The organism is Ruegeria sp. AF3, assembly GCF_056536285.1.
The window spans coordinates 1,319,797-1,339,787 of sequence record NZ_JBQFJM010000001.1 but is presented as its reverse complement, the minus strand read 5'-3'; the positions used below and the strand labels follow the sequence as shown (position 1 = coordinate 1,339,787).

Here is a 19,991-nt window from a genome sequence, read left to right as displayed (position 1 = left end):
TATTACAAGTATTTTAGTGTCATGGCGTCAGTTTTGTTATAAAATAACACATCCCATGAGCGGCGTAGCAGTAATCGTCATCAGCCATGAAATTTGCATCGCAAGAACACGAAAGCCTGTTTCACGAACGAGGCGAGCCCTACCGAATGGGTAGCCCCGGAGCGCGGACTTGCGGCGCGCGACTGAAAACAGGGGCCGCTTGCCCCAACCCCGCAATCAAGGAAAGCAAGCAGGGCCGGTGTCTTAGCCACTGTGGACCCCATGCCGCGCGTGCCTATCGTGAGCGCCAGAAACGCCGGTTTGAAACCGGCAGAGTGTCCTCCGCAGAGTGGAACCGGGCCGAAGCGCGCCGCGCGGCGAACCGGCTGGGGGGTCAGTGGAAGAAAAACCCGTGGTTGCCGGGCAGCACAATTGACCTGGGTGAACACGAGTGCGCGTTTCGTGACGTGCTGGGCGACTTGATTGTAGAGGCCTTGCCCCCAGCGGTCACGGATTGGCTTCGGTGGCGGTACCGGCGAACACAGATCGACCGGCAGAACGACGCAGCTTGGCAAAAGGCGCTGTTGGAGGATTTGCCTCGGCGCGTCGCTAAGGCCGGGCCACGTCCGGCTGATGGCTGCGGACGTGACTCAAAGCCGAGTGCGACGCCCCGGACGTGGAAAGTGAACTATGGGCAGGATAACCCATATTCAAAGCGCGCCATGCCAGACAAACCCAAGGCCCCTAAAGCCCAGCGCGGCAAAGGCTACGGACGCCGTGGCCGTCCCCGGACGCAGCCTGCCGGTGAGGACGAACTATCAGTTCTGGCGCAGGTCTACCGGGAGAACGCTGTGCTACTGGAACCGGTAATGGCGGGAGTCACGGATGAGGCGAAGCAACTGGCGGTGCTACGGACTCTGCGGGACTATCTGGCCCGCCCTACGGACGCAGAGGCGTGCAAACGCTGGCTGGCAGTGGTAGAACCTAACGCGGTGTGTCAGCGGCGCTCTGTGCGCCGCTGATCGTTGTTTGTGCGGGTCAGCTTCACTTGACGCCCATTTGTTTAAGCGCCGCGTCGAACCGCGCTTGGCCGTTGCAGGCAATCCAATAGCTGCACAGGCTTAGCGGGTCGCCTGTCGCAAAGGTCTCAGGAACGCCCGGGACGTAAATGGGTAGGTTTACGGCGTCCTCAATCAATGAGTACCGGGGCTTCGGCCCTTGATGCACCGACTGCCATTGGCGCCAGACCTTCGGCTGCATATCGAAGTGGGGACGGGCCAACGATCCGAATGTGTCTAGGGCAATGCGTTCTTCTTCGAGTTCCGTTGGCGGCAGAGGCGAAATTGCAGCGCCGCCAATCGCCAACACGAGTTGGTCTTTAGGCACCAGTACATATTCCAGCAGCCAGCCTTTCGGATCACGCGGAGCAGAGCGACGGAATGCAATCGCCGCGCTGAAAGCGGTTGTGTGTACGCTTTCCTTGATGATCCGCAACCGGGCGGTGCGGTCCGGGTGCTTCAAAAAGTATGCTTCATCGTCGTGCCGGTTTTGCCCCGGAAAGAGGTCGTGCGAGGTCGCTGTATCAATCGCCATTTCGACGGCAGTTTCGTAAGTGCGGGGTGCCGCTGTGTTGGACATGCTCTGCCCTTTCTATTCAAATCGTCTTCATCACAGACCGGGCGTTGCCTGTATGCTGCGCTAGTTGCGCAAGATGTGTTTTCCACCCAGTGCGGGACAGCGGCCCCCGCATGCTTATCGCTGTGAATATCGCTCTGACTTTTCGCGTTGCATGCAGTCAGATTGAGTAACCGTTGCGTCTCTTAACCCTCGCAATGCGCCCCGTTCAAAGGCAATAAATCGAACTCATTTCCACGGTCCGGCAGAGGTGTTGTTTGGTTCACCGTGCATGAGGGATTTCTTCCACCACGGTCTGTCCGCCTTAAGTAAAACTCTGTGGTGGTGGGGCGCTTTTTTAAAGCGCGCCCCACTACCCCGTGCAGTTTTACGGACCAATCCACAACCCCTCACGGTTCAACTGTGGGACTGTGGAAGCGTCCTGTCTGAACAGTCAAAGTGGGGTTTCTCACGCTCATTGAGCGGACCCCTCGACCTCATTTCGAACGGCTGCCGGTTCGCCTGCGGCAACGCAGTTTACAGCACGCCCTGCGCGCGGATCGTGTTCTGAAACTACCCGCAGTCCGCCGTCGGCAATCCAGCTTTCCAGCATGTCCGAAACCGCGCTGTAGGCCCGCGCCTGATCCGGGTTTCGGTCCGCTGCTTTGATGCCGCGCGTACCTACATCCATGCTCAGCGTGTCTGCGATCAGGTAGCCCGCCCAAGACGGCGACCGCTTGTCGGCCCGCGGCTTGGACGCAGCGGATTGAATGGCAGCTTGAACGAGGTGAAGGTCGCTAGGTGTCCCCACGGTTGGGCCAGGCGGCGTCCAATCCTCGACAACTGCAACCGTGTCCCCTGCCGGATACTCGGGTGTGCCGTTGTGCAACTTCACCGAGACCAGTCGCCGCCAGCGCGCTTTCGCAGCGGGCGCGAGGTTGGCCTTACCGTTCTCTACGCGGACGTATTGGTGGCGTTCATCGTCGGTAATACCAAACTGACGGGCTTCTTTGTCTGTCATGCGGACCAACTGGCGAACAACGCGCGCGCCGTCTACGATGGCGGATGCGCCGCGCGCCGCGCTTGCCCCCGCCGCACCCATGTCCGCGCCCGCTGCTTTGCCGACGTGGTGAACCAGAACAATTGCCGCGCCGGTACGGTCCGCGATCTGGCGTAGCGCCCCCATCAGCGTATTGGCTGAGTTATTGTCGTTCTCAGGCAGATTGTGAATAGCGCCCAAAGGGTCCAAAACCAGCACGCCTACCTTCGCGTCCAGCATCACGCGCACAAGAGCGTCTACCATACCCGGTACCCCTTCTGGCCCATCACGGCGCATCCGTGCCAAACACAGGTGCAAATCACGTCCAGACGTCATGAACAGCCGTCCGCCAATGTCTGCGTCCGTAATCCCGTAGTGCGCTTGAGCCGCTGCCAAACGGCGCAACTGTTCGTCCTGGGGGTCTTCGGCGTTGTGCAGCCAGACGTTTGACGGGCGGGTTGGTTCGTCACCGCTGAACAACGTCTTTCCTGTCGACATTGCGAGCGCTTCCGCTTTTATCAGCGCGCTTTTGCCTGTACCACCGGGCGCGACCAATACGGACACGAAGCCTTCGATAACACTGCGCCCGTACAGCCAACGACGAGGCGGGATTTGTCCCGGCGCAGGGGCCTTTACAGGCGTCAGAGAGAACGCAGCCAAGGCCCGTGCCATCGCGCTACCTATAGCGACCTGTGCCGAAAGAGCGTCCACGTCCGCCGAGTTGACCGGGCTGGCACCGAAAACGGCTTGTGCGTCAGCATGGGCCACACGTTCGCCCAGCGCTGGGTCCAATCGTCCGGCAAAGCCGCGCAGCCATGTCCAGCCAGTGCGTGTATCACGGATCGTGTCGTAAAGCTGAGCGTCATGCACGGTGTCGCCGCCCCAAGCCCAGCGCGCAGACCATTCAAGAAACAGGGCGCGCCCTTCGGCTTCAAAGCCGGTTCCTTCCACTGCGCCGCGCACTGCGTGCGCTACGGATACTTGTTCGTCCCGGCCAATGCGGTCTGTGTTTGGCAAACCTTCCATCAGCATCTTGAACGGCTCCAAGAAAGCTACTTTGTCCGGTGCCGCGTCTGCGCTGGGCGGCGCGCCTGCGGACGTGGACACACCTTTGCGTCCAGGCAAACCAAGCCGGTTAGCAATCCCAACAAGAGTGTTTCGGAGTTCTTCGGGGGTGGGTGCCAGTACGTGCATCATGCGGCAAGTTCCTGTTTGTTGTCGAATTGCGCCACCGGTAGTGCAAGGCACAGCTTGGCCCCCCGTTGACGCTTTCGTTCTGTCGGAATGTTCAAGGTGTAGGGCAACCGCACAATGCGGGCTGGGTCCGCAACTGGGTCCGAACCCAACGCGGCAAGCGCCTCAGCCAACGGACCGGTTGACGACGATTGCAGAGCGCCGTCCCGTTGTTCTTGTACGCGAAACCAAACTTGGAAGCCGTTTCCGCTGTGGACTACCAATGAAGGGGTCAGTGCGTCCAACGCTGCAATTGTTCGTGTCCAGTCCGGGTCCACGTCCGGGGCGTCTTTCATGTCCAAATCCGCGACCAAATGGCGGCGGCAAGCAACGTCCTGCGCCTTGGCCCGGCGGTGTTGACCGGCCATGTGTTCTTTGCGCGAACAGACGCCCAGGTAGAGATTGCGCAAACCAAACTGGGCCTTGATGAAATCGTGCAGAGCGGCTTGGCCTGCTGCTCCGTCCAACTTTTCACAGAATGCGACAACACTGCCGTCTGTGCCGATTGCGCAGAGTTCGATCACGTCGCCGGACGTGAACAACGACGCAACCGCATCAAGCGCGCGCTGCGCAATGCCGCATTCAGTTAGTGCATCGCGCGTCGCTGTAAGTGCGTCGTCAAATGTGAGAGACCCGAACGCGAAGTGCGCGGCCAGCCCTTCGGCGGTGTTATTGTTACAATCCAGAATGTATTTCTCCTTCGCCAAAGCCAAGACGTCCATAGCTTCTTCTGGTGAAGGTGATCGTTGCCCGCTAGTTGCGGGTTTGGTGGTATTTGTGCTCATGGAAAACTTGCCTTTCGCCCCGTTGCCGCGCTTGCTTGTGGCGCGGGGTTCTTCTTTTTGGGCTTCAAATTATGCAGCGAGCCGAGCGGCTTTTTGTCCTTCAATCCAGTCGGTCAACTCCGATTGACTCCAACGAGACGCTCGACCAATTTTTATCGGCTTGGGAAATTCGCCATTGTTCATCATCACGTAGATTTTGGTTCTCTTGAACCCAACGATTTTGACGACTTCTGGATAAGCCAGCAACCGTTCGCCTGACGTAGCCCGCTCTTGGCAGCTGTTCTGCTCAGGGGTGTTCTGCATTCTCGCCTCCATAGAAACTGATCGAGTAAGAACTAGGAAGGTACTTGGCGTACTGCCACGAAAAAGTATGCTAATTGTCTGAAAATAATCTGTTTTCTGACTGCTCTGTCAAAGTTGGAGGCGTTGTTTGTCTGTTGTGTCAGGCGCGGGACGAATGACCGTGCAATTTCGGGTCAAAAAAATGTCGCCTTCCTGAGCACTTCGAATCAGCAAAGGCAAAGTTTAGGCTCGATCCCTGAAAGGAATGACGCGGGTGTTGTCGTGTTCTTTGCCGTCAATGAAGTCTTGCCATGCAAGCATTAGGCCCCGGCGACGCTCAACAGCTTGTTCGCGCCGATAGGCTCTTTCCACGTCGTTCAGTTGGTGGGCCAAGGCTTCTTCGGCCAACTCACGGGGAAATTCAGTGTCGTTCGCGGCCCAATCTTTGAACGCGCTTCGGAACCCGTGCGGGACGTACTGACCCAAGTTCATGCGCCGCATCACGGCACGAATGGTCATGTCGGACATTGGCCTGCCCGGTTTAGCGCCTTCAAACACATAGTCGTCTGATTTGATTTCAACGTTTCGCAGCGCTTTAACTTCCGAAAGGATCGCCAGTGCTCTAGGGCAGAGAGGAACTACGTGCTTTCTCCGGGCCTTCATGCGCTCCGCCGGAATGGCCCAGAGTGCGTTTTCCTCGTCAATTTCACTCCAAAGTGCCAATCGCACTTCGCCAGAGCGCGATGCCGTGAGGATTAGAAACTCTAACGCGAGTGCACCCACCGACTTGCTTGCTCGTAGCTGTTGGGCGAACGATGGGACGTCTTTTCTTGGCATTGCCGGGCGGTGCCCCCCGGTCAGTTTCCGGGGCGCGGACAAAGTGGCGTTGAACAGTTCCCAGCGGGCAGGGTTATCCTGATGGTAAGCCCCGTTTTGGATTGCGTGGTAGAACAAGGCCTCAAGCCGTGCCCGCAAGCGAGTGGCCGAAACATGCAGCGCGTCCCACATCGGTTCGTTTCTTTCCGTGCCGTCGGCCTGCTTGACGGGCATAGGCTGTGTCAGAACTTGCCAAATGTCTTGCCGGGTAATCTCGACCAAAGGTTTGTCTGCGAGGGGCGCCGCGTACTTACGAAGTGACATGCCCCATTGGGCAACGTGCTTGGGGTTGGAGAACCCTTTTGTTTTCCAGGGCAAAAACACATCGACGTAATCGGAGAACGTCACGGTTGCGGCTTCGGCCTCTATTGCCGCGACGCGCATTGCAGCGGCTTGGTTTTCAGCCTCGGCAATTGGATCAAGTCCGCTTGCCAGCAAGTCGCGCGCGGCTGTGGCCTTCTGGCGCGCTTGTGCAAGCGTCGTTGAGGGAAACCCGCCGAAGCCCATTTCCCGCTGCTTTTGTCCTTTCAGCGTAAAGCGGAACACCCAACGCTTTGTCCCGTTGGCCGTGCAGCGCAAAGACAAACCGCCCCCATCATTGAGGGCGGTGCCAGGCGCGGCGTTTTCAACTTGTTTGACTGTCAGTCGGTGCATTCCCCGCGCCATGTCTGTTCTCCCGCTTAAATGCTGATTGCAGCGCGATACTCGGCAACGACGTCCGTGGACACTCCTGCCGCTGCCGCCGCTTTTTGATCATCAAAGCCAAGGTCGTTGACCAATGTGCAGAGCAAGTCTGCAAGGTTGCGCCAACTTTCTGGCATGCCGAAATAGATTGTGTCGGGCAGGGTTGGCAGGAGCTCCATTGCCTGTGCCAACAACGGTTGCTCTGCTGTGACTTCATTTGTGAGGGCGGAATTGCCTGCGCGTTCGATAGTTTGCACGTCTTTTCTTTCTACTAATCCGGGGCAATGGGTGCGGCCCCTAATCGCGCCCCTTGTGTGCCCCTAAAAATCAGGGGCAGTCAACGGAATTCGGCGGACGTCAGCGGATGTGACGCCCACTTCCGTCGAAAAATTGCTGATAAGAATATATAAAATGAACACCAGCGGACGTCAGCGAAAAGCCAATGGCGGCTCCTCGGTCCGCCACTTGGTAATTTGTGAGGCGACACATAGTTCTGCCACCAGCGACAGAACCTTTCCTTTTTTGGCCTCACATCTTCCATCCATCACCCAAACCGATTTCGTTGATCCTGACCTCCTTTTGGTAAAATCAGGGCTGATTTGCAGATCAGACGCCGAAGGCGCCTGTTCCTGCTGATCTGCCAGGTGACGAACGCGGATGGGGTGAGCTTCCCCATTTCCGGTTGGGCTCGTATGCTGTGAAGTCCCGGTTCAACAGGTTCGGCGCGATATTGAAGGCGTTATTGCAGTTGGTCGTCACTTTGTATTACTTCGATCTCTCGACTCGTATGCCATTTTCACGCATCAGCCGACCAACACGACGATGCCCGACGCTCAGACCAAGTTCCTTCAACTCGTCAGTCATTCGTGGACGGTCGTAGCTGCTCAGGCTGAGACCAGATCGCTCCTGGACATGAGTCAGCACGACCACGTTGATCCGCTGCCTTTGGCTGGCTGGGCGGCTGCGATAAGCGCACTGGATACATGAGCTGACATTCAGAACTTGGCAAAGGCGGTTAATTGGGAATTCGCATCCATGCTCTTAGATGAAACTAAACTTCATGGCTTCTGGCTCGCGAGGTAGGTTGTGGCCTTTTTTAGAATACCCCTCTCCTCATTGAGAACCCGGTTCTCCCGTCGAAGTCGCTCGTTTTCACGGACGAGGTCCAGATCCTTGTCCGACACAACGCCGGCATTACGATGCGCTGGTACCCACTTGTTCAGCGTCGAAAGGCCAACACCTAAGTCTAAATCAACCCGCCGACGTGTCAGCTCGCTGGTCAGCGGAGTCTGCACTGCATCAGCACGGAAATCTTCCGTCCGTTTCAGTCCCAAAGTTCGTCTCCTTTGCTGCAATAAGTGCCATCAAAGGAGCGGCATCAAACCGCGACACGTCCAGATCGGGCTTGAGAGCGATCGGATTTCGATTGCATCGCAAGAATTACTAGCCGGGATAGCCCTCTTGTCTGAATCTTTTGTAGAGCTGAGCAATGCACCTGGGCTGCAATCCATTTGAACTTATCCCGGTTAGGGCAACCTGCCTTCCAGAACGACTGAACGTGCAAAGCGTCCCGACCCGTCGAACCATTGTGTAGGCACGATCTCACTCAGGTCTCGGCGTCCGTTTCGTTCATACTGAAACTGAGCGAAAGCCTTGTTGCCTTTCCCATGGGTCTTGTTCGGTTTCGATGGCAACCAATTTGTGTAATTGACCGGCTCTCCGGTGTACCACCGCCAGCCTGTCACGGCATTTTCTTCCTTTGGGTCCTTCCGGAAGCCAAAATAGGGGCCAGCCTTGTAACTGGTGTTGGTTCGACTGTCATAGCCTTGTTCAAACAAGGCTGGATCATGGGCGATCATGCGCACCACGAATGCGTTCTCGTCAGCCGATGTCAGGGATGCAAGATCGATGCCACAGCTCTCGGCGAGGCGGCGTGCGTCGTCGATCGAGCCGGAATAAATCATGGCGATGTAGAAGCTGCCCCGGTACTTGCCATAGATGCTTTTCCGCAGCCCAAGGCACCTGAGCACTGTTATGATCTCTTCGTTTTCACCCAGCATTTCAAGGTCATCCGGCATTTGACGCACGGCAAATGGATTGCTGACAAAACTATCGTCAGCCCCATCCTGCCATTCCATTCGCAAGCTTGCCAGAACGGCCGCATCGACATGGCCCGTCGGATCAAGCCCTCGGGCCTCCTGCAAAGCCTTTATTCCCGCCCGCGTCTTCGGTCCGAACGCGCCGTCCGGCACGCCGACCTCGAAACCGGCGGTATTGAGCGCCTCTTGCAGACGCTGTTTCCGTTCGCGGTCCGGTACAAGGAAATCCTCCATTGTGGACAGGTGGCCCTGTTTCTTCAGCCAATCCGGCGTAATCTCGGCCATGCGCCCCAGAATCTCGGGCTCGACGATGGTGGCCGCCCGGTACTTGCCGGCGACCAGCGACCAGCCACGCATGGTGTTCACTTTCATCGCGGCGCTGATTGCAGTGTCGCGGGTCGCAAGGGGGCGCACGGCGACGGGCTGGGTCGTCTGGTCTGCAGGTGCCAGCATTGCCACCTGTTCGACCTGTGGCACAAGGTAGATGTCTTCGCCAGGCAGTGAGCCATATGTAAATGGCTCCTGAAATCCATCCGTAAGCTCCACCACCCGATCGCGCACCCGGCGAAGCATTTTCCCAAGCTCCAACCCCGGCTGTTCGATATGTTCCAAAAGTGCCGTCGCATAGGGGCTGTTCCGGCCGCCCCCGTCCTGCGCCAGCGTTCCACCACGCGCGGCATAGCCCACGACAACCCCACCAGGTTCCACTGCGGCCAGCCCACGCCCGATCGACCGAGTGGCCGACGCGCGCGACATCTGCGCAACGAAAGGATTGTTGCGGCAGGCATCGACCAGAACCAGTTTCAGCCCCGGCGTATCGGCAATCGAATTCACGATTACATCCAAACGGATGGCCTCGAAGTCGACGTCGCGGTCGCTTTTCAGGGCCGCACTCACCGGGATCAGGTAGTTGGTGTTCTCGATCTCAATTCCGTGGCCCGCGAAATAGACAAGCGCCACATCGGCCCCTGCGGCGGTTTCGGTAAAGTCCCGAAGCGCGATGCGCATACCGTTGTAATCCAGGTCCAGACCCGTGGTGACCTCGAACCCTATACGTGCCAGCGATTTCGAGATGTCCTGAGCATCATTGACCGGGTTCTCCAGACTTGAGACATGCTGATAAGCGGAATTGCCAATGACCAGAGCCACGCGTTTTTCCGTCGCCGCAAAGGCCGCTGCTGACATGGTGCAGATCAGTGCAACGGCCAGCAGAGCGTAGCGTAGAGCCAGACCCGAAAAAGACCGGTATATCATCATGCGTCCCCCGCCTGTTTGCCGAGGGGTTGGAGCGTGTCCTATGGCAGCGAAATGCCAGCAGACCGGACAAGGCTCGTAAACCCCGCATTCCGGTTGACCCGAACTTTACCCGATAACTCGATTTCGACAAAGGGGTGCAGGGCATCGAACCATAATCCCTCGGCGGCCAAGGCCGGCACATCCTCTGCGGCGGGCTCTGGGGCGGTGACCCGTTCCACGTAAGTCGTCACCGTCGCGATGACGGCCCCCGCCTCAGGTTCCGCCAGAACCACTGTCCAGACATAGATACTCCCCGGCTCCAGCACGAGTTCCGAGCGCGACAGGTCGAGCGCGTAGAACCCTTTTCGGAACCGACCGTTACCGGTAATCCCGACTCCGTTCTGCTGCGACTCGACCGGGGCCAACTGTGCGGACATCTGGCCTGAAAAATTATCAGCCAAGTGCCAGATCAGCGGGGGTTTGCCCAATGTGGTCACGCCGCCGCCAGCCGGTGCGAGCACGGCCAGCGCTCCAACCTCTTGCTCGACATCGCGCGTGGCAGCGCCGACGCGGTCCGCCGGGGCACCGATGGTGGGCGGAATGAAAATGACCTCGTCTGGATCAGCCTGCTGACTGCCTTCGCTTTCTTGCGCCGACAGGGAAATGGTCGAGCCCAGAAGCAGCAGCAGACCGGTTATCAAAGCGCCAAGAGTGTTTCCCGAACATGCCGGTGTCATCATTGCGATGCCCCCCTCTGTGCCGATCCTGTCAGCAAGAATAACGCAATTTCCCGCGACTTGTCGTCGTGGATAAGGTGCCCGACCAACTGAAACGTGAAATAGCGTCCGACGAGTTCTCGAAGATCAGCGCTGGCACAGATCGTGGTTGCCGACGCGCGCCTAACTTGCAACGCTTTTCCGAATGCCTCGATACGGGCTGCGATGTTCACCGTGTCGCCCATGATGTTGTATTGAAGGCTGCCCGCGCTGCCCAACGTGCCGCCCAAAACCACGCCACTATGGAGCCCGATCCGCAGACCATAAGGTGCCAACAGACCACCTTCTGCATTCAGTCTGTCAATCCGGTCAGAAATCTGCAGTGCCGTCCGGCAGGCCGCGACAGCGTCCTTCTGGATGTCCTCCTCGGTCGTTCGAGGCAGCGGCGCACCGAACACCACCAGGATTCCGTCACCGGTGAACTTCTCAATGAACCCGCCATTTTCGCGAGCGACCTGGCTCATTTCATCCAAAATCCGGCTTGTCCAGTCCATGAAGGCACCCGGTTCGGCCGAGCCGCCGACGGTCGTCGAGCCTTCCAGATCAGCAAGAAGGACACTGACGCGCAAGCGGCGGGGGCGCGGCTTTCCGCCAGCAAAAAGGATATCACGCGCGTTCCATATCTCGGCTGTGAGTTCCGGGGACAGATGATCCGAGAACAGTCTGGCGATGGCCTGGCGTTGCCGACGCGAGATGATCCCGACAGTGAGGAGCGCTAAAAGAAAGGCGGTAAACCAAGCAACCGATGTCGGAACGACCGGCAACCATATGCCACGAGACAAAAGGTTCGAAAGCGCCACTCCAATAGCGATGGCAAGGCCTGGTCCAAGTAGTATGACGGTCAGCACAGTGCGCGACAGAACTCCAGCTAATGCCCCGAACAATGCGCTGGCGAAGATTATCGCCAAGTGCGCACTTTGCCCGGGGCTGCGCATCGGTTGGCTGCGGCCCGCGGCATAATCGATTAATTGCTGGGTGGTGGCTGCATGCACCAATACGCCATAGCTGAATGGCGTCTGCGGCGGGTTGTTCAGCGGTGTGCGGAAATCGTCTTTGATCGACTTGCTGGTAACCCCGATCAGGGCGACTTTTCCTTCGATCATGTCCGCGTCTGCTTGTCCGGCGAGCAAGTCGCGGGCCAGTATGATCGGGGCCATCGGCAATGCGTTGGTGTAATCCAGCAGCACCTGATAGCCCGTATCATCTAGCCCGCGATAGCTGCCGAACCTGTCTTCCAGCCGTCGCACCGGCGTCTGACCAAACAACAGGGTCCGGGGATCGTCCGGCCAGGCTTTCAGGCTGTTTTGACCCGTGGCGCGCAGGGCCAACTGTGTGCTGAACGCCAAAGAAATGCGATCGGTGCCGCTGACCAGCAGAATACTGCGCCGGGCGACACCATCCGCGTCGACGGGGATATCAGCAAACCCCACGCTGCCGTCGTTCTGCGCAAAATCCGGCGCCTCGATGCTCAGCCCGCCGCTGTCGTTCAGTTTCACAACCCAGATCGCATTGGTCTTCAGGAACGCCGCTTCGAGTTGCTGCCGCCCCTCGATCACCTCATTGTCGCGATAGATATCGATACCGATTACAGCGGCACCTGCCGACGACAGTGCGTCGATAATATTCGCAATCTGACCATCTGAGAGGGGCCAGCCCCAGGTGCGCAAATCCTCGTCATCGACCGCGACCACGACAACATCCTGTGCCAGGGCATCGCTGGCCCTGCGGGCCAAAACCCAATCGTAATGTGCAAGCTCGGGCCGCTGCAGGTATCCTTCAGAACGAAGGCCTGCGAGGATCGAGAAAACTCCAAGCGCGGCAAGACCCGCCACGAAAAGCGCCTGCACCGGACTAAGAAGCCTTCTGTTCATCTTACAAGTTTGCAATTGTTCGAACGTAAATAGCAACTTGCGTTCGTTGTTTTCTCAAAACCAGCCGAGAGTTTGCAGGGCTGAACGCCGCTCAACCCGTGTCCTTGAGGGTGCTCTTCACAAGGCGGACTTTTGAGGAACCTGCTAAAGCTATCGGTTCAGGGGCGAGAAATTGACTCTGAAATCGACTGCCACTCGTTTTCACTTCAGCTTGGCTGTCAACGCGGTGCGCATTGCCTTAGTGTGGGAAGCCAGGGTTGGTTTGCATGCCATGTTGTTTCTCTTTTGTGGTAAAGTTTCAGGTCACAAAGGCTGAACATGTCCGCGACAGGCTCGCAGAGTCTTTCTTTGCCCTAACGTCGTTGGCTTGATCCAAAGCAAAGCCCAAGGCTCAGCAGCAGTATAGAGGAATACCCGCAGCGAGTTTTCAGGCGGTGGAAAATGAAGAAAAACTCATTGATTTTTCTTGCTTTGGCTGCGCTCGCGATGGTGGGCGTGGTGGTCTATTCCCTGGTCTCTGAAAACGGGAACCAGTTGCCTGATGGATTTGCGCAGGGGAATGGTCGAATTGAGGCGGAACAGATTGAAATTGCGCCGACCTTAGCCGGACGTGTCGAAAGCGTCATGGCAGTTGAAGGCGGCATGGTCGCCACCGGAGACGTGCTGGCGGAAATGGACAATGATGAGTTGTCCGCCACGCTAGATCGTGCCAAGGCCGAAGTGGCGCTGGCACATCAGACCAAAGTGGAAGCGGAGGCACTTGTTGTGCAGCGGAAAAGCGAACTGCGCCGGGCCGCGCAGGAGCTTCAGCGCGCAACGGCGCTCCTGACTGGGCAGAATATCTCTGAAACGGTTTTCGAAGAACGCGAAACCATACATCAGGTTGCCGCGGCGGTTCTGGGTGCCGCACAGGCGCGCGTGGCCACCGCAGAAAGCCAGATTGCGGCCGCCGAGGCCGAAGTGCGCCGTATCGAGGCGCTGATCGAAGACAGCTCGCTTTTGGCTCCGACACGCGGGCGTGTGCTTTATCGGCTGGCGGAACCCGGCGAGGTCGTTGCCGCGGGTGAACCAATCCTGACTCTGCTCAGCCTTGAGAATGTGTATATGGAGGTGTTCCTGCCTGCGCGCGAAGCCGGATTGCTGCCTATTGGTGCCGAAGCTCGCATCATTCTTGACGCCCTGCCGGACTATTCCATTCCAGCCTTTGTAACCTTTGTCTCACCTGAAGCACAATTCACACCCAAGCAGGTCGAGACTTTGGATGAACGCGAACAACTGGTGTTCCGCGTCCGTGTGCGCATCCCCGAGAATCTGGTCCAACTCCGGATTGAGCACGTCAAAACCGGGCTTCGCGGTGTTGCCGTGATCCGGATCGATCCAAACCTTGCGTGGCCAGAAGCGTTGGAACAGGGTATCCCGCCCGAGCTGTTCGAATGACGCCAGAGGCCGACATTGAGATTCGCATCACGGGTGTCACGCACCGGTATCGCAGCGATGTCGCGTTGCAGTCGGTTTCGCTTGATCTTCCCAGGGGCCAGCTGGTCGGCTTCATCGGACCGGATGGGGTGGGAAAGTCGACCCTGCTGGGGTTGATCACCGGTGCAAAGAAACTGCAAACCGGATCAATCAATGTTCTAGGTGGCTTGATCGACGACGCCGCGCACCGACGCCTTATCTGCCCGGCCATTGCCTTCATGCCACAGGGCTTGGGTCGAAACCTTTATTCTGAGTTGTCAGTACGCGAGAACCTTGAGTTCTTTTCGGGGCTTTTTGGCCAAGGGCAAGAAGAATGTGACATCCGGATCAATGCGCTGTTGTCGGCGACAGGGCTGGCGCCGTTTGAAGACCGGCTTATGGGCAAGCTTTCGGGCGGGATGAAGCAAAAGCTCGGCCTGTGCTGTGCTCTGATACATGATCCGAAGTTGCTGGTTTTGGATGAACCGACAACCGGTGTCGATCCACTCTCACGCCGTCAATTCTGGGCATTGATTAATGCCATTCGGGCAGAGCATCCCAGACTGTCCGTCCTTGTGTCCACTGCTTACATGGAGGAGGCGGAAAGCTTTGACCGAATTGTTGCAATGGACGGAGGTCGCGTCATCTTTCAAGGCAAACCTGCTGAACTGAAAGGGCAGGACCGGGATCTCGAAACCGCATACCGGCGCTTGCGGTCACACGATGGTTTTGGATTGGCGTCGGAACAAACACCTGTTCGGCAGGTCAACCCGAACCCTGTGATTTCTGCCCGAGGCCTGACACGTCGGTTCGGGGATTTCACCGCTGTCGACAGTGTCGATTTCTCGATCCATCGCGGAGAGATATTCGGTTTTCTTGGGTCAAACGGTTGTGGCAAATCCACCACGATGAAGATGTTGACCGGCCTGTTGCCAGTCAGTTCCGGAGAGGCATTGTTGTTTGGCAACCCGGTTGATGCACGTGATCGCAAGATGCGTCGCGACATCGGATACATGAGCCAGGCTTTTTCGCTCTATGGCGAGTTGTCAGTTCATCAGAACCTACAGCTTCATGCCCGGATATTTGCAATCCCTGATCGAGAGGAGCGCATATCGGAATTGACCGAACGTTTTGGTCTGACGGCCCATCGCGACACACTAGCTGCCGCGCTGCCTCTTGGAATCAAACAACGTTTGTCATTGGCGGTGGCGGTTATCCATCGTCCCCGAGTTCTCATTCTTGATGAACCAACCTCGGGTGTGGACCCCGAAGCACGCGATGTCTTTTGGGCTTTGCTGGTCGAACTTTCGCGCAAGGACTTGGTGACGATCTTTGTCTCCACCCATTTCATGGCCGAGGCAGAGCGCTGCGACCGCGTATCATTCATGCATGCGGGCCGTGTTCTGGCGGAAGGTACGCCCGCGGACCTGATCGCCGCAGAAGGCACCGGCAGCCTTGAGGAAGCTTTCATTTCAGTTTTGGAGGCCGCAGAAAAACCTGCACCTGTCGTGGCACCCAAAGTTGACTTTGTCACCAAGACCAAGGTCACCGGACAAGGTATCGGTCGTGCCCTGACTTACACACGACGCGAAGCGGTTGAAGTAGTCCGCGATCCAGTTCGTCTGGCATTTGCATTTCTTGGCTCGGCGATTTTGATGCTGGTGTTCTGCTTTGGCATAACACTCGACATAGAAGATCTTGAGTTTGCCGTTCTGGACTTGTCTCAAAGCCCGGAAAGCAGGGCTTACACGGAAGAAATATCGGGATCGCCTTATTTCAAGCAAACGCCGCCTTTGATCAGCGCCACAGAAGGGCGCAGACGGTTGCAGGCAGGGGACGTTTCGATGGTGATCGAGTTGCCACCTGATTTCGGGCGCAAGTTGCGCACAGGTGAACCTACCCAAGTGCTGGCAACCGTTGATGGCGCGATCCCCTTCAAGGGGGAAACAGTCGAGGGGTATGTCGCCGGGCTGCACCAGTCGTTTCTTGACGGGCAGTCGAGGACCACAGGCGAACACGCGGTTGAGATCGCCCGTATTGAACCCCGGTTTCGCTATAACCAGAGCTTTGAGAGCATTGCCGCGATGGCCCCGGCCATGCCCGCCATCCTGCTGATCATGCTGCCTGCCGTGTTGGCTGCGGTCAGCGTCGCGCGAGAGCGCGAGCTGGGCTCGGTCGTCAATTTCTACGTAACACCGACAACCCGGCTCGAGTTCCTGATCGGCAAACAGATACCCTATATCATGATTGCCTACGTGAATTTCCTGTTGCTGGCCGCAATGATTATTTTTGTCTTCGATGTGCCGCTTAAGGGCGATCCCCTGCCTTTGGCATTGGGTGCGTTTTTGTATGTTTGGGCGACGACGTCTTATGGATTGCTGATCGCAACCATGACATCCAGCCAGGTGGCAGCGACTTTTGCCACTGCTATCGCTTCGGTCGTGCCTACCATCCAGTTCTCGGGTCTTTTGCAGCCCGTATCAACGCTTGAGGATGGTGCGCAGCTTATCGGCTCTCTCTGGCCCTCATCCTACTTTCTGCACCTCAATGTCGGGGCCTTCACCAAAGGGCTTGGATGGGAGGCGCTCGCACCGGACATTTTGGCACTGGCCTGCTTTGGACCGGCGTTGACACTGATCGCCGCGCTTTGCCTTCGCGCGCAGGAGAAGTGAATGCAGCGATTGTCCTGCATATTCTGGCTTGGCCTGAAAGAAGTGATGAGCCTGCGTCGGGACTGGGTGATGATGGCGCTGTTGGTCTGGTCTTTCACGCTGGCACCCATGATGGAGGCAACCGGCGTAGCGACCTCGGTCAACAACGCGTCGATTGCATTTTCTGATGAGGACAATTCTCCACTGTCCCGAGCGCTTGCCACAGCATATTTTCCACCCGAGTTCCAGCCGGTCGTACAAATCGAACCAGGTAGCGGTCCAGCGCAAATGGACGCCGGAGAATTCATCTTCATAGTTGTTGTTCCACCGGGATTCGAGAAAGACCTAAGGGCAAGGCGCAAGCCTGAAATCCAAGTTCTGATCGACGCCACGGCGATGGAGCAGGCCGGGATCGGTGCCAGCTATATCACCAATATTTTGGGTGCCGAAATTCGCCGCTTTGCGATCGGTGTCGATCTTGTAGATCCACCGCTGGTCGATGTCATCCTAAGAAGCGCTTTCAACCCCAACCGTGATACCGTGCGTTTTGCCGGGATCGTTGCCCTGATCGGACAGATCATGTGGCTTACCACCATTCTGACCGGCGCTGCCATGATCCGAGAGAGGGAGCACGGGACGATCGAGCATCTGCTGGCAATGCCGCTGACCCCGTTTGACATTGCAGCAGCCAAAATCTGGGCCAATGCTGCAATTGTCCTGATCGCGGCCAGCCTGTCGCTGACCTTTGTCATGCAGGGTGCGCTGGGAATTGAAATCTCGGGGTCAAAAGGACTGTTCCTGTTTGGCACTGCCCTGTTTCTGTTCACCGCAACCGCACTCGGGGTTTTTCTCGCTACGATTGCGCGTTCGATGGCGCAGTTTGCGCTTTTGGTCATGCTGATCGTCCTTCCCATGCTGATGCTGTCCGGAGGAGAGACGCCGGTTGAAGGGCAGCCAGACTGGTTGCAGGTCGGGACGCTGCTATTGCCGTCTCGTCACTATATGGCCGCCAGTCAGGCAATTGTGTTCAAGGGTGCCGGTCTCGAAACAGTTTGGCCAGAGTTCATCTGGATGGCTTTGCTGGGCGCTGTCCTGCTGGCAACAAGTCTGGCCCTCTTTCGGAGATCTGTTGAGTAATTGAGCCAAACCGGTTTGGGATAATGTTCAAGGGGCGATGTCATAATGCCTCTGGGACGATTGATTTATTCATATGTGACCGAATACCCCGGCCGCCGATCAGCTGTTAGAATCCCCTTCTCCCGCTTCGAAAACTTGCACGCGTCGTTTGGCAGAACCTTCAATCATCCACCTCTTCCGGGCCACATCTTTGGATCGTGTGGGGAGTTTTTTACGCAGGCTGCGGATAAGAGTGGTCGTATTCGCAAAACCGCAACGCAGAGCGATTTCCCCAGGCGCAAGATCACTGTAGAGAAACATTTCGCGGGCGCGTGCCAGTCGTATAAGCAGATAATACCGCCCCGGTGTTGTCTGAAGCTCCGTCCAGAACAGACGGCGCAAGGAGCGTTCGGACATATGAACCTGTTTTGCAAGGGCAGAGACCGGCTGCGGTGTTTCGAGTGCTCCGGACACCAATGCGACAATCCGTTTGAGTTTTGGCGTCACCGCTGACGACAGCGCCTGATCTGGATAAGAGGCACCGTGCCGCCTGGAATTGTCATGCAGGAACATCGCCGCGGCGTCAAAGGCAACTGATGGGCCAAACCTGCTCCGGATAAAGTGCGGCATCAGGTCTAGGGCCGCTGCGGCGCTGCCGCATGTCCAGAAACGGCCATCCTGAACATAACGGTCAAAGAGGACATGGGTTTCGGGAAACTCCTCTGCAAAATCCTCAAGAAGTTGCCAGTGTAACGTCGCCTTCCGGTGGTTCAGAAACCCGCCCCGCGCCAACACCCATGCTCCTGTATCCGCGGCAATCACGGTTGCGCCCTGCATCAGCCGGCCAAGGCCCCGGCCACGGCGCAGCTCAGCACCGCCGAATGGCTGGCCGACGACCATGCAGTCACTTCGGGGCTGGTGGCCGTACTTGATGACCCCCGCCACGGGCGGATGCGTCAGATGGGCAATGTGGCCTGGCTGGCCGACGATCCGGGTGTGATGACCAAAACCGCTGGCCCTTAAGCGGATGGATATCGCAGCGAGCTTGCCCGTGTTTTCGCGGAACCACCCCGAAATTTCAGCGTTGGAGAAGGGCAAGGCGATTGGCTTGATGGGCTCAAGGTTCTGGATCTGACCAACGTCATTGCCGGGCCGACCATTGGGTCGACATTGGCCCGTTTTGGGGCGCAGGTCACACTGGTACAGCCGGTACGACCTTCGGTCGATCCGTGGAACGCGGTGTTTTTTGGCCTGCATGCTCAGCGCGGCAAGAAGAGCATCTTGCTCGATCTGCGTTCGGAGGGCGGGCAGCACGTCTTTTGGCAAATGGTCGCTGAAGCAGACGTAATCACAATGAACGGAACAGACCAGCAACGAGAAAGCTTGGGGCTGAGTGAAGCCCGGCTGACCGAGGTTAACCCGCGTCTCATCGTTGTGCAGCTTGAAGCCTGGGGCGGACCGCGTCGGGGACCAAAATCGGATCATCTGGGTTATGACGATCTCGCACAGCCGCGACCGGCGCGATGACCCGCTTTGGCGGCGGGCCGGAAACGCCCGAGGAACACGCCCATTTTGGCACGATTGATGCATTGACGGGGCATTGCGCCTGCGTGGCGCTGGGCGCCGCGCTGGAGCGGCTTAGAATGACAGGCAAGGGTGGCATCGCCCGCGCGTCGCTAGCCGCCGCAAGAGAGTTGATTCAAGCGCAGTTCATGTATCATTTCGACACGCGCGCGCCGTTTGACGAACCTTCGGGGCGAAAAACGCTTGGTTGGGGGCCGTTCCATCGCTGCTATGCCGCGTCCGACGGCTGGATGTTCTTCGCCGCACCGACCGAGGGTCACGCCGCCTTGGCGCGCGTGCCTGACCCGTCCGATCTTGCCGGCTTGGACGATACTGATCTGGACTCCGCTCTGTCCGAGCGTTTCGCGAAAAAACCAGTGCTCAGGCTTTCGCTGGGAGCTCGGTGGGTGTGACCCGCCTCGGTTCGCTGCACGACACCCAACGTGGGCCTTCAGGCTGAAAGCGCAGGCGCTATCGACATTCGCAATGCAACCTTCCGAGCCGTTCGACATGACCAGCACCCGATGGCCCGCTGGGTTGATCTGGTTGCCCCCAATGCGGTGCGACCGCAGAATGCCACGATAACCATCCCCGGCCCGGCACCAAAATACGGACAAGACACGCGCGAAATCCTTGCGCGTCTGGGTTATGGTGACACCGAGATACAACGTATGATCGAAAAAGCCGTGGCAGCTGAGAGCTGGTCGGAAAAATATCTGCCGGAATAGACAC

General features: G+C 57.8%; 15 protein-coding genes and 2 pseudogenes. 6 read left to right on the top strand and 11 right to left on the bottom strand.

All coding sequences use genetic code 11. The features are described from left to right. Positions 1 to 86 precede the first annotated feature (86 nt). On the top strand, positions 87 to 1,001 hold the full coding sequence (locus ACR3FC_RS06755) for a hypothetical protein (RefSeq protein WP_480474014.1): 915 nt from the start codon (positions 87 to 89) through the stop codon (positions 999 to 1,001). A gap of 22 nt (positions 1,002 to 1,023) precedes the next feature. Here the strand turns inward: ACR3FC_RS06755 and ACR3FC_RS06750 are convergent, their stop codons facing one another. The 10 genes and pseudogenes from ACR3FC_RS06750 to ACR3FC_RS06705 all read right to left on the bottom strand — a co-directional run bounded on the left by ACR3FC_RS06750 (position 1,024) and on the right by ACR3FC_RS06705 (position 12,474). Next, positions 1,024 to 1,617, bottom strand: a complete 594-nt coding sequence (locus tag ACR3FC_RS06750; RefSeq protein ID WP_170798130.1) for a hypothetical protein — start codon at positions 1,615 to 1,617, stop codon at positions 1,024 to 1,026. Between the two features lie 451 nt (positions 1,618 to 2,068). Continuing rightward, complete coding sequence (locus tag ACR3FC_RS06745) at positions 2,069 to 3,829, bottom strand: AAA family ATPase (protein ID WP_480474013.1); 1,761 nt, start codon at positions 3,827 to 3,829, stop codon at positions 2,069 to 2,071. Next, positions 3,826 to 4,650, bottom strand: a complete 825-nt coding sequence (locus ACR3FC_RS06740) for a hypothetical protein (RefSeq protein WP_480474011.1) — start codon at positions 4,648 to 4,650, stop codon at positions 3,826 to 3,828. The genes ACR3FC_RS06745 and ACR3FC_RS06740 overlap by 4 nt, the downstream gene beginning before the upstream one ends. 69 nt (positions 4,651 to 4,719) lie before the next feature. Then, positions 4,720 to 4,953 carry a helix-turn-helix transcriptional regulator gene (locus ACR3FC_RS06735; RefSeq protein ID WP_480474009.1) on the bottom strand — a complete coding sequence of 78 codons (234 nt, stop codon included), beginning with the start codon at positions 4,951 to 4,953 and terminating at the stop codon, positions 4,720 to 4,722. Between the two features lie 222 nt (positions 4,954 to 5,175). Continuing rightward, on the bottom strand, positions 5,176 to 6,462 hold the full coding sequence (locus tag ACR3FC_RS06730; RefSeq protein WP_480474007.1) for a tyrosine-type recombinase/integrase: 1,287 nt from the start codon (positions 6,460 to 6,462) through the stop codon (positions 5,176 to 5,178). A 26-nt stretch (positions 6,463 to 6,488) separates the two neighbouring features. After that, positions 6,489 to 6,671: a hypothetical protein gene (locus ACR3FC_RS06725; protein WP_480474005.1), complete on the bottom strand. Its 183-nt coding sequence runs from the start codon at positions 6,669 to 6,671 to the stop codon at positions 6,489 to 6,491. 493 nt (positions 6,672 to 7,164) lie between these two features. Next, a pseudogene (locus ACR3FC_RS06720) lies at positions 7,165 to 7,826 on the bottom strand (IS3 family transposase); the annotation flags it as partial. Between the two features lie 192 nt (positions 7,827 to 8,018). Further along, a complete protein-coding gene (locus tag ACR3FC_RS06715) occupies positions 8,019 to 9,848 on the bottom strand; it encodes a caspase family protein (protein ID WP_480474003.1) in 1,830 nt (609 codons plus the stop codon). Positions 9,849 to 9,886: 38 nt separating this feature from the next. Further along, the gene (locus ACR3FC_RS06710; RefSeq protein WP_480474001.1) at positions 9,887 to 10,564 is read right to left on the bottom strand and encodes a DUF928 domain-containing protein; all 678 of its coding nucleotides are present in this window, start codon (positions 10,562 to 10,564) and stop codon (positions 9,887 to 9,889) included. Next, positions 10,564 to 12,474 carry a CHASE2 domain-containing protein gene (locus ACR3FC_RS06705; protein WP_480473999.1) on the bottom strand — a complete coding sequence of 637 codons (1,911 nt, stop codon included), beginning with the start codon at positions 12,472 to 12,474 and terminating at the stop codon, positions 10,564 to 10,566. Before ACR3FC_RS06705 ends, ACR3FC_RS06710 begins: the two co-directional genes overlap by 1 nt. A gap of 441 nt (positions 12,475 to 12,915) precedes the next feature. On the opposite strand from ACR3FC_RS06705, the gene ACR3FC_RS06700 reads away from it, so the two are divergent. The 3 genes from ACR3FC_RS06700 to ACR3FC_RS06690 are packed head-to-tail and all read left to right on the top strand — an operon-like array spanning position 12,916 to position 17,717. Further along, positions 12,916 to 13,911 (top strand): HlyD family secretion protein, encoded by a 996-nt coding sequence (locus ACR3FC_RS06700; RefSeq protein WP_480473998.1) that lies wholly within the window; start codon positions 12,916 to 12,918, stop codon positions 13,909 to 13,911. Beyond that, entirely contained in the window at positions 13,908 to 16,601 is a 2,694-nt protein-coding gene (gene rbbA, locus ACR3FC_RS06695) for a ribosome-associated ATPase/putative transporter RbbA (protein WP_480473996.1), read from the top strand. Before ACR3FC_RS06700 ends, rbbA begins: the two co-directional genes overlap by 4 nt. Then, positions 16,602 to 17,717 carry an ABC transporter permease gene (locus ACR3FC_RS06690; protein ID WP_480473994.1) on the top strand — a complete coding sequence of 372 codons (1,116 nt, stop codon included), beginning with the start codon at positions 16,602 to 16,604 and terminating at the stop codon, positions 17,715 to 17,717. A gap of 99 nt (positions 17,718 to 17,816) precedes the next feature. Here ACR3FC_RS06690 and ACR3FC_RS06685 read toward each other — a convergent pair whose 3' ends face one another. Continuing rightward, positions 17,817 to 18,953, bottom strand: a complete 1,137-nt coding sequence (locus tag ACR3FC_RS06685) for a GlxA family transcriptional regulator (protein ID WP_480476827.1) — start codon at positions 18,951 to 18,953, stop codon at positions 17,817 to 17,819. Between ACR3FC_RS06685 and ACR3FC_RS06680 the strand changes: the two are divergent. Both ACR3FC_RS06680 and ACR3FC_RS06675 read left to right on the top strand, forming a co-directional pair. Then, positions 18,840 to 19,672: pseudogene (locus ACR3FC_RS06680) on the top strand (CoA transferase). The gene ACR3FC_RS06685 and the pseudogene ACR3FC_RS06680 overlap by 114 nt on opposite strands. 30 nt (positions 19,673 to 19,702) lie before the next feature. Next, the gene (locus ACR3FC_RS06675; RefSeq protein WP_480473993.1) at positions 19,703 to 19,987 is read left to right on the top strand and encodes a hypothetical protein; all 285 of its coding nucleotides are present in this window, start codon (positions 19,703 to 19,705) and stop codon (positions 19,985 to 19,987) included. Positions 19,988 to 19,991: the final 4 nt, after the last annotated feature.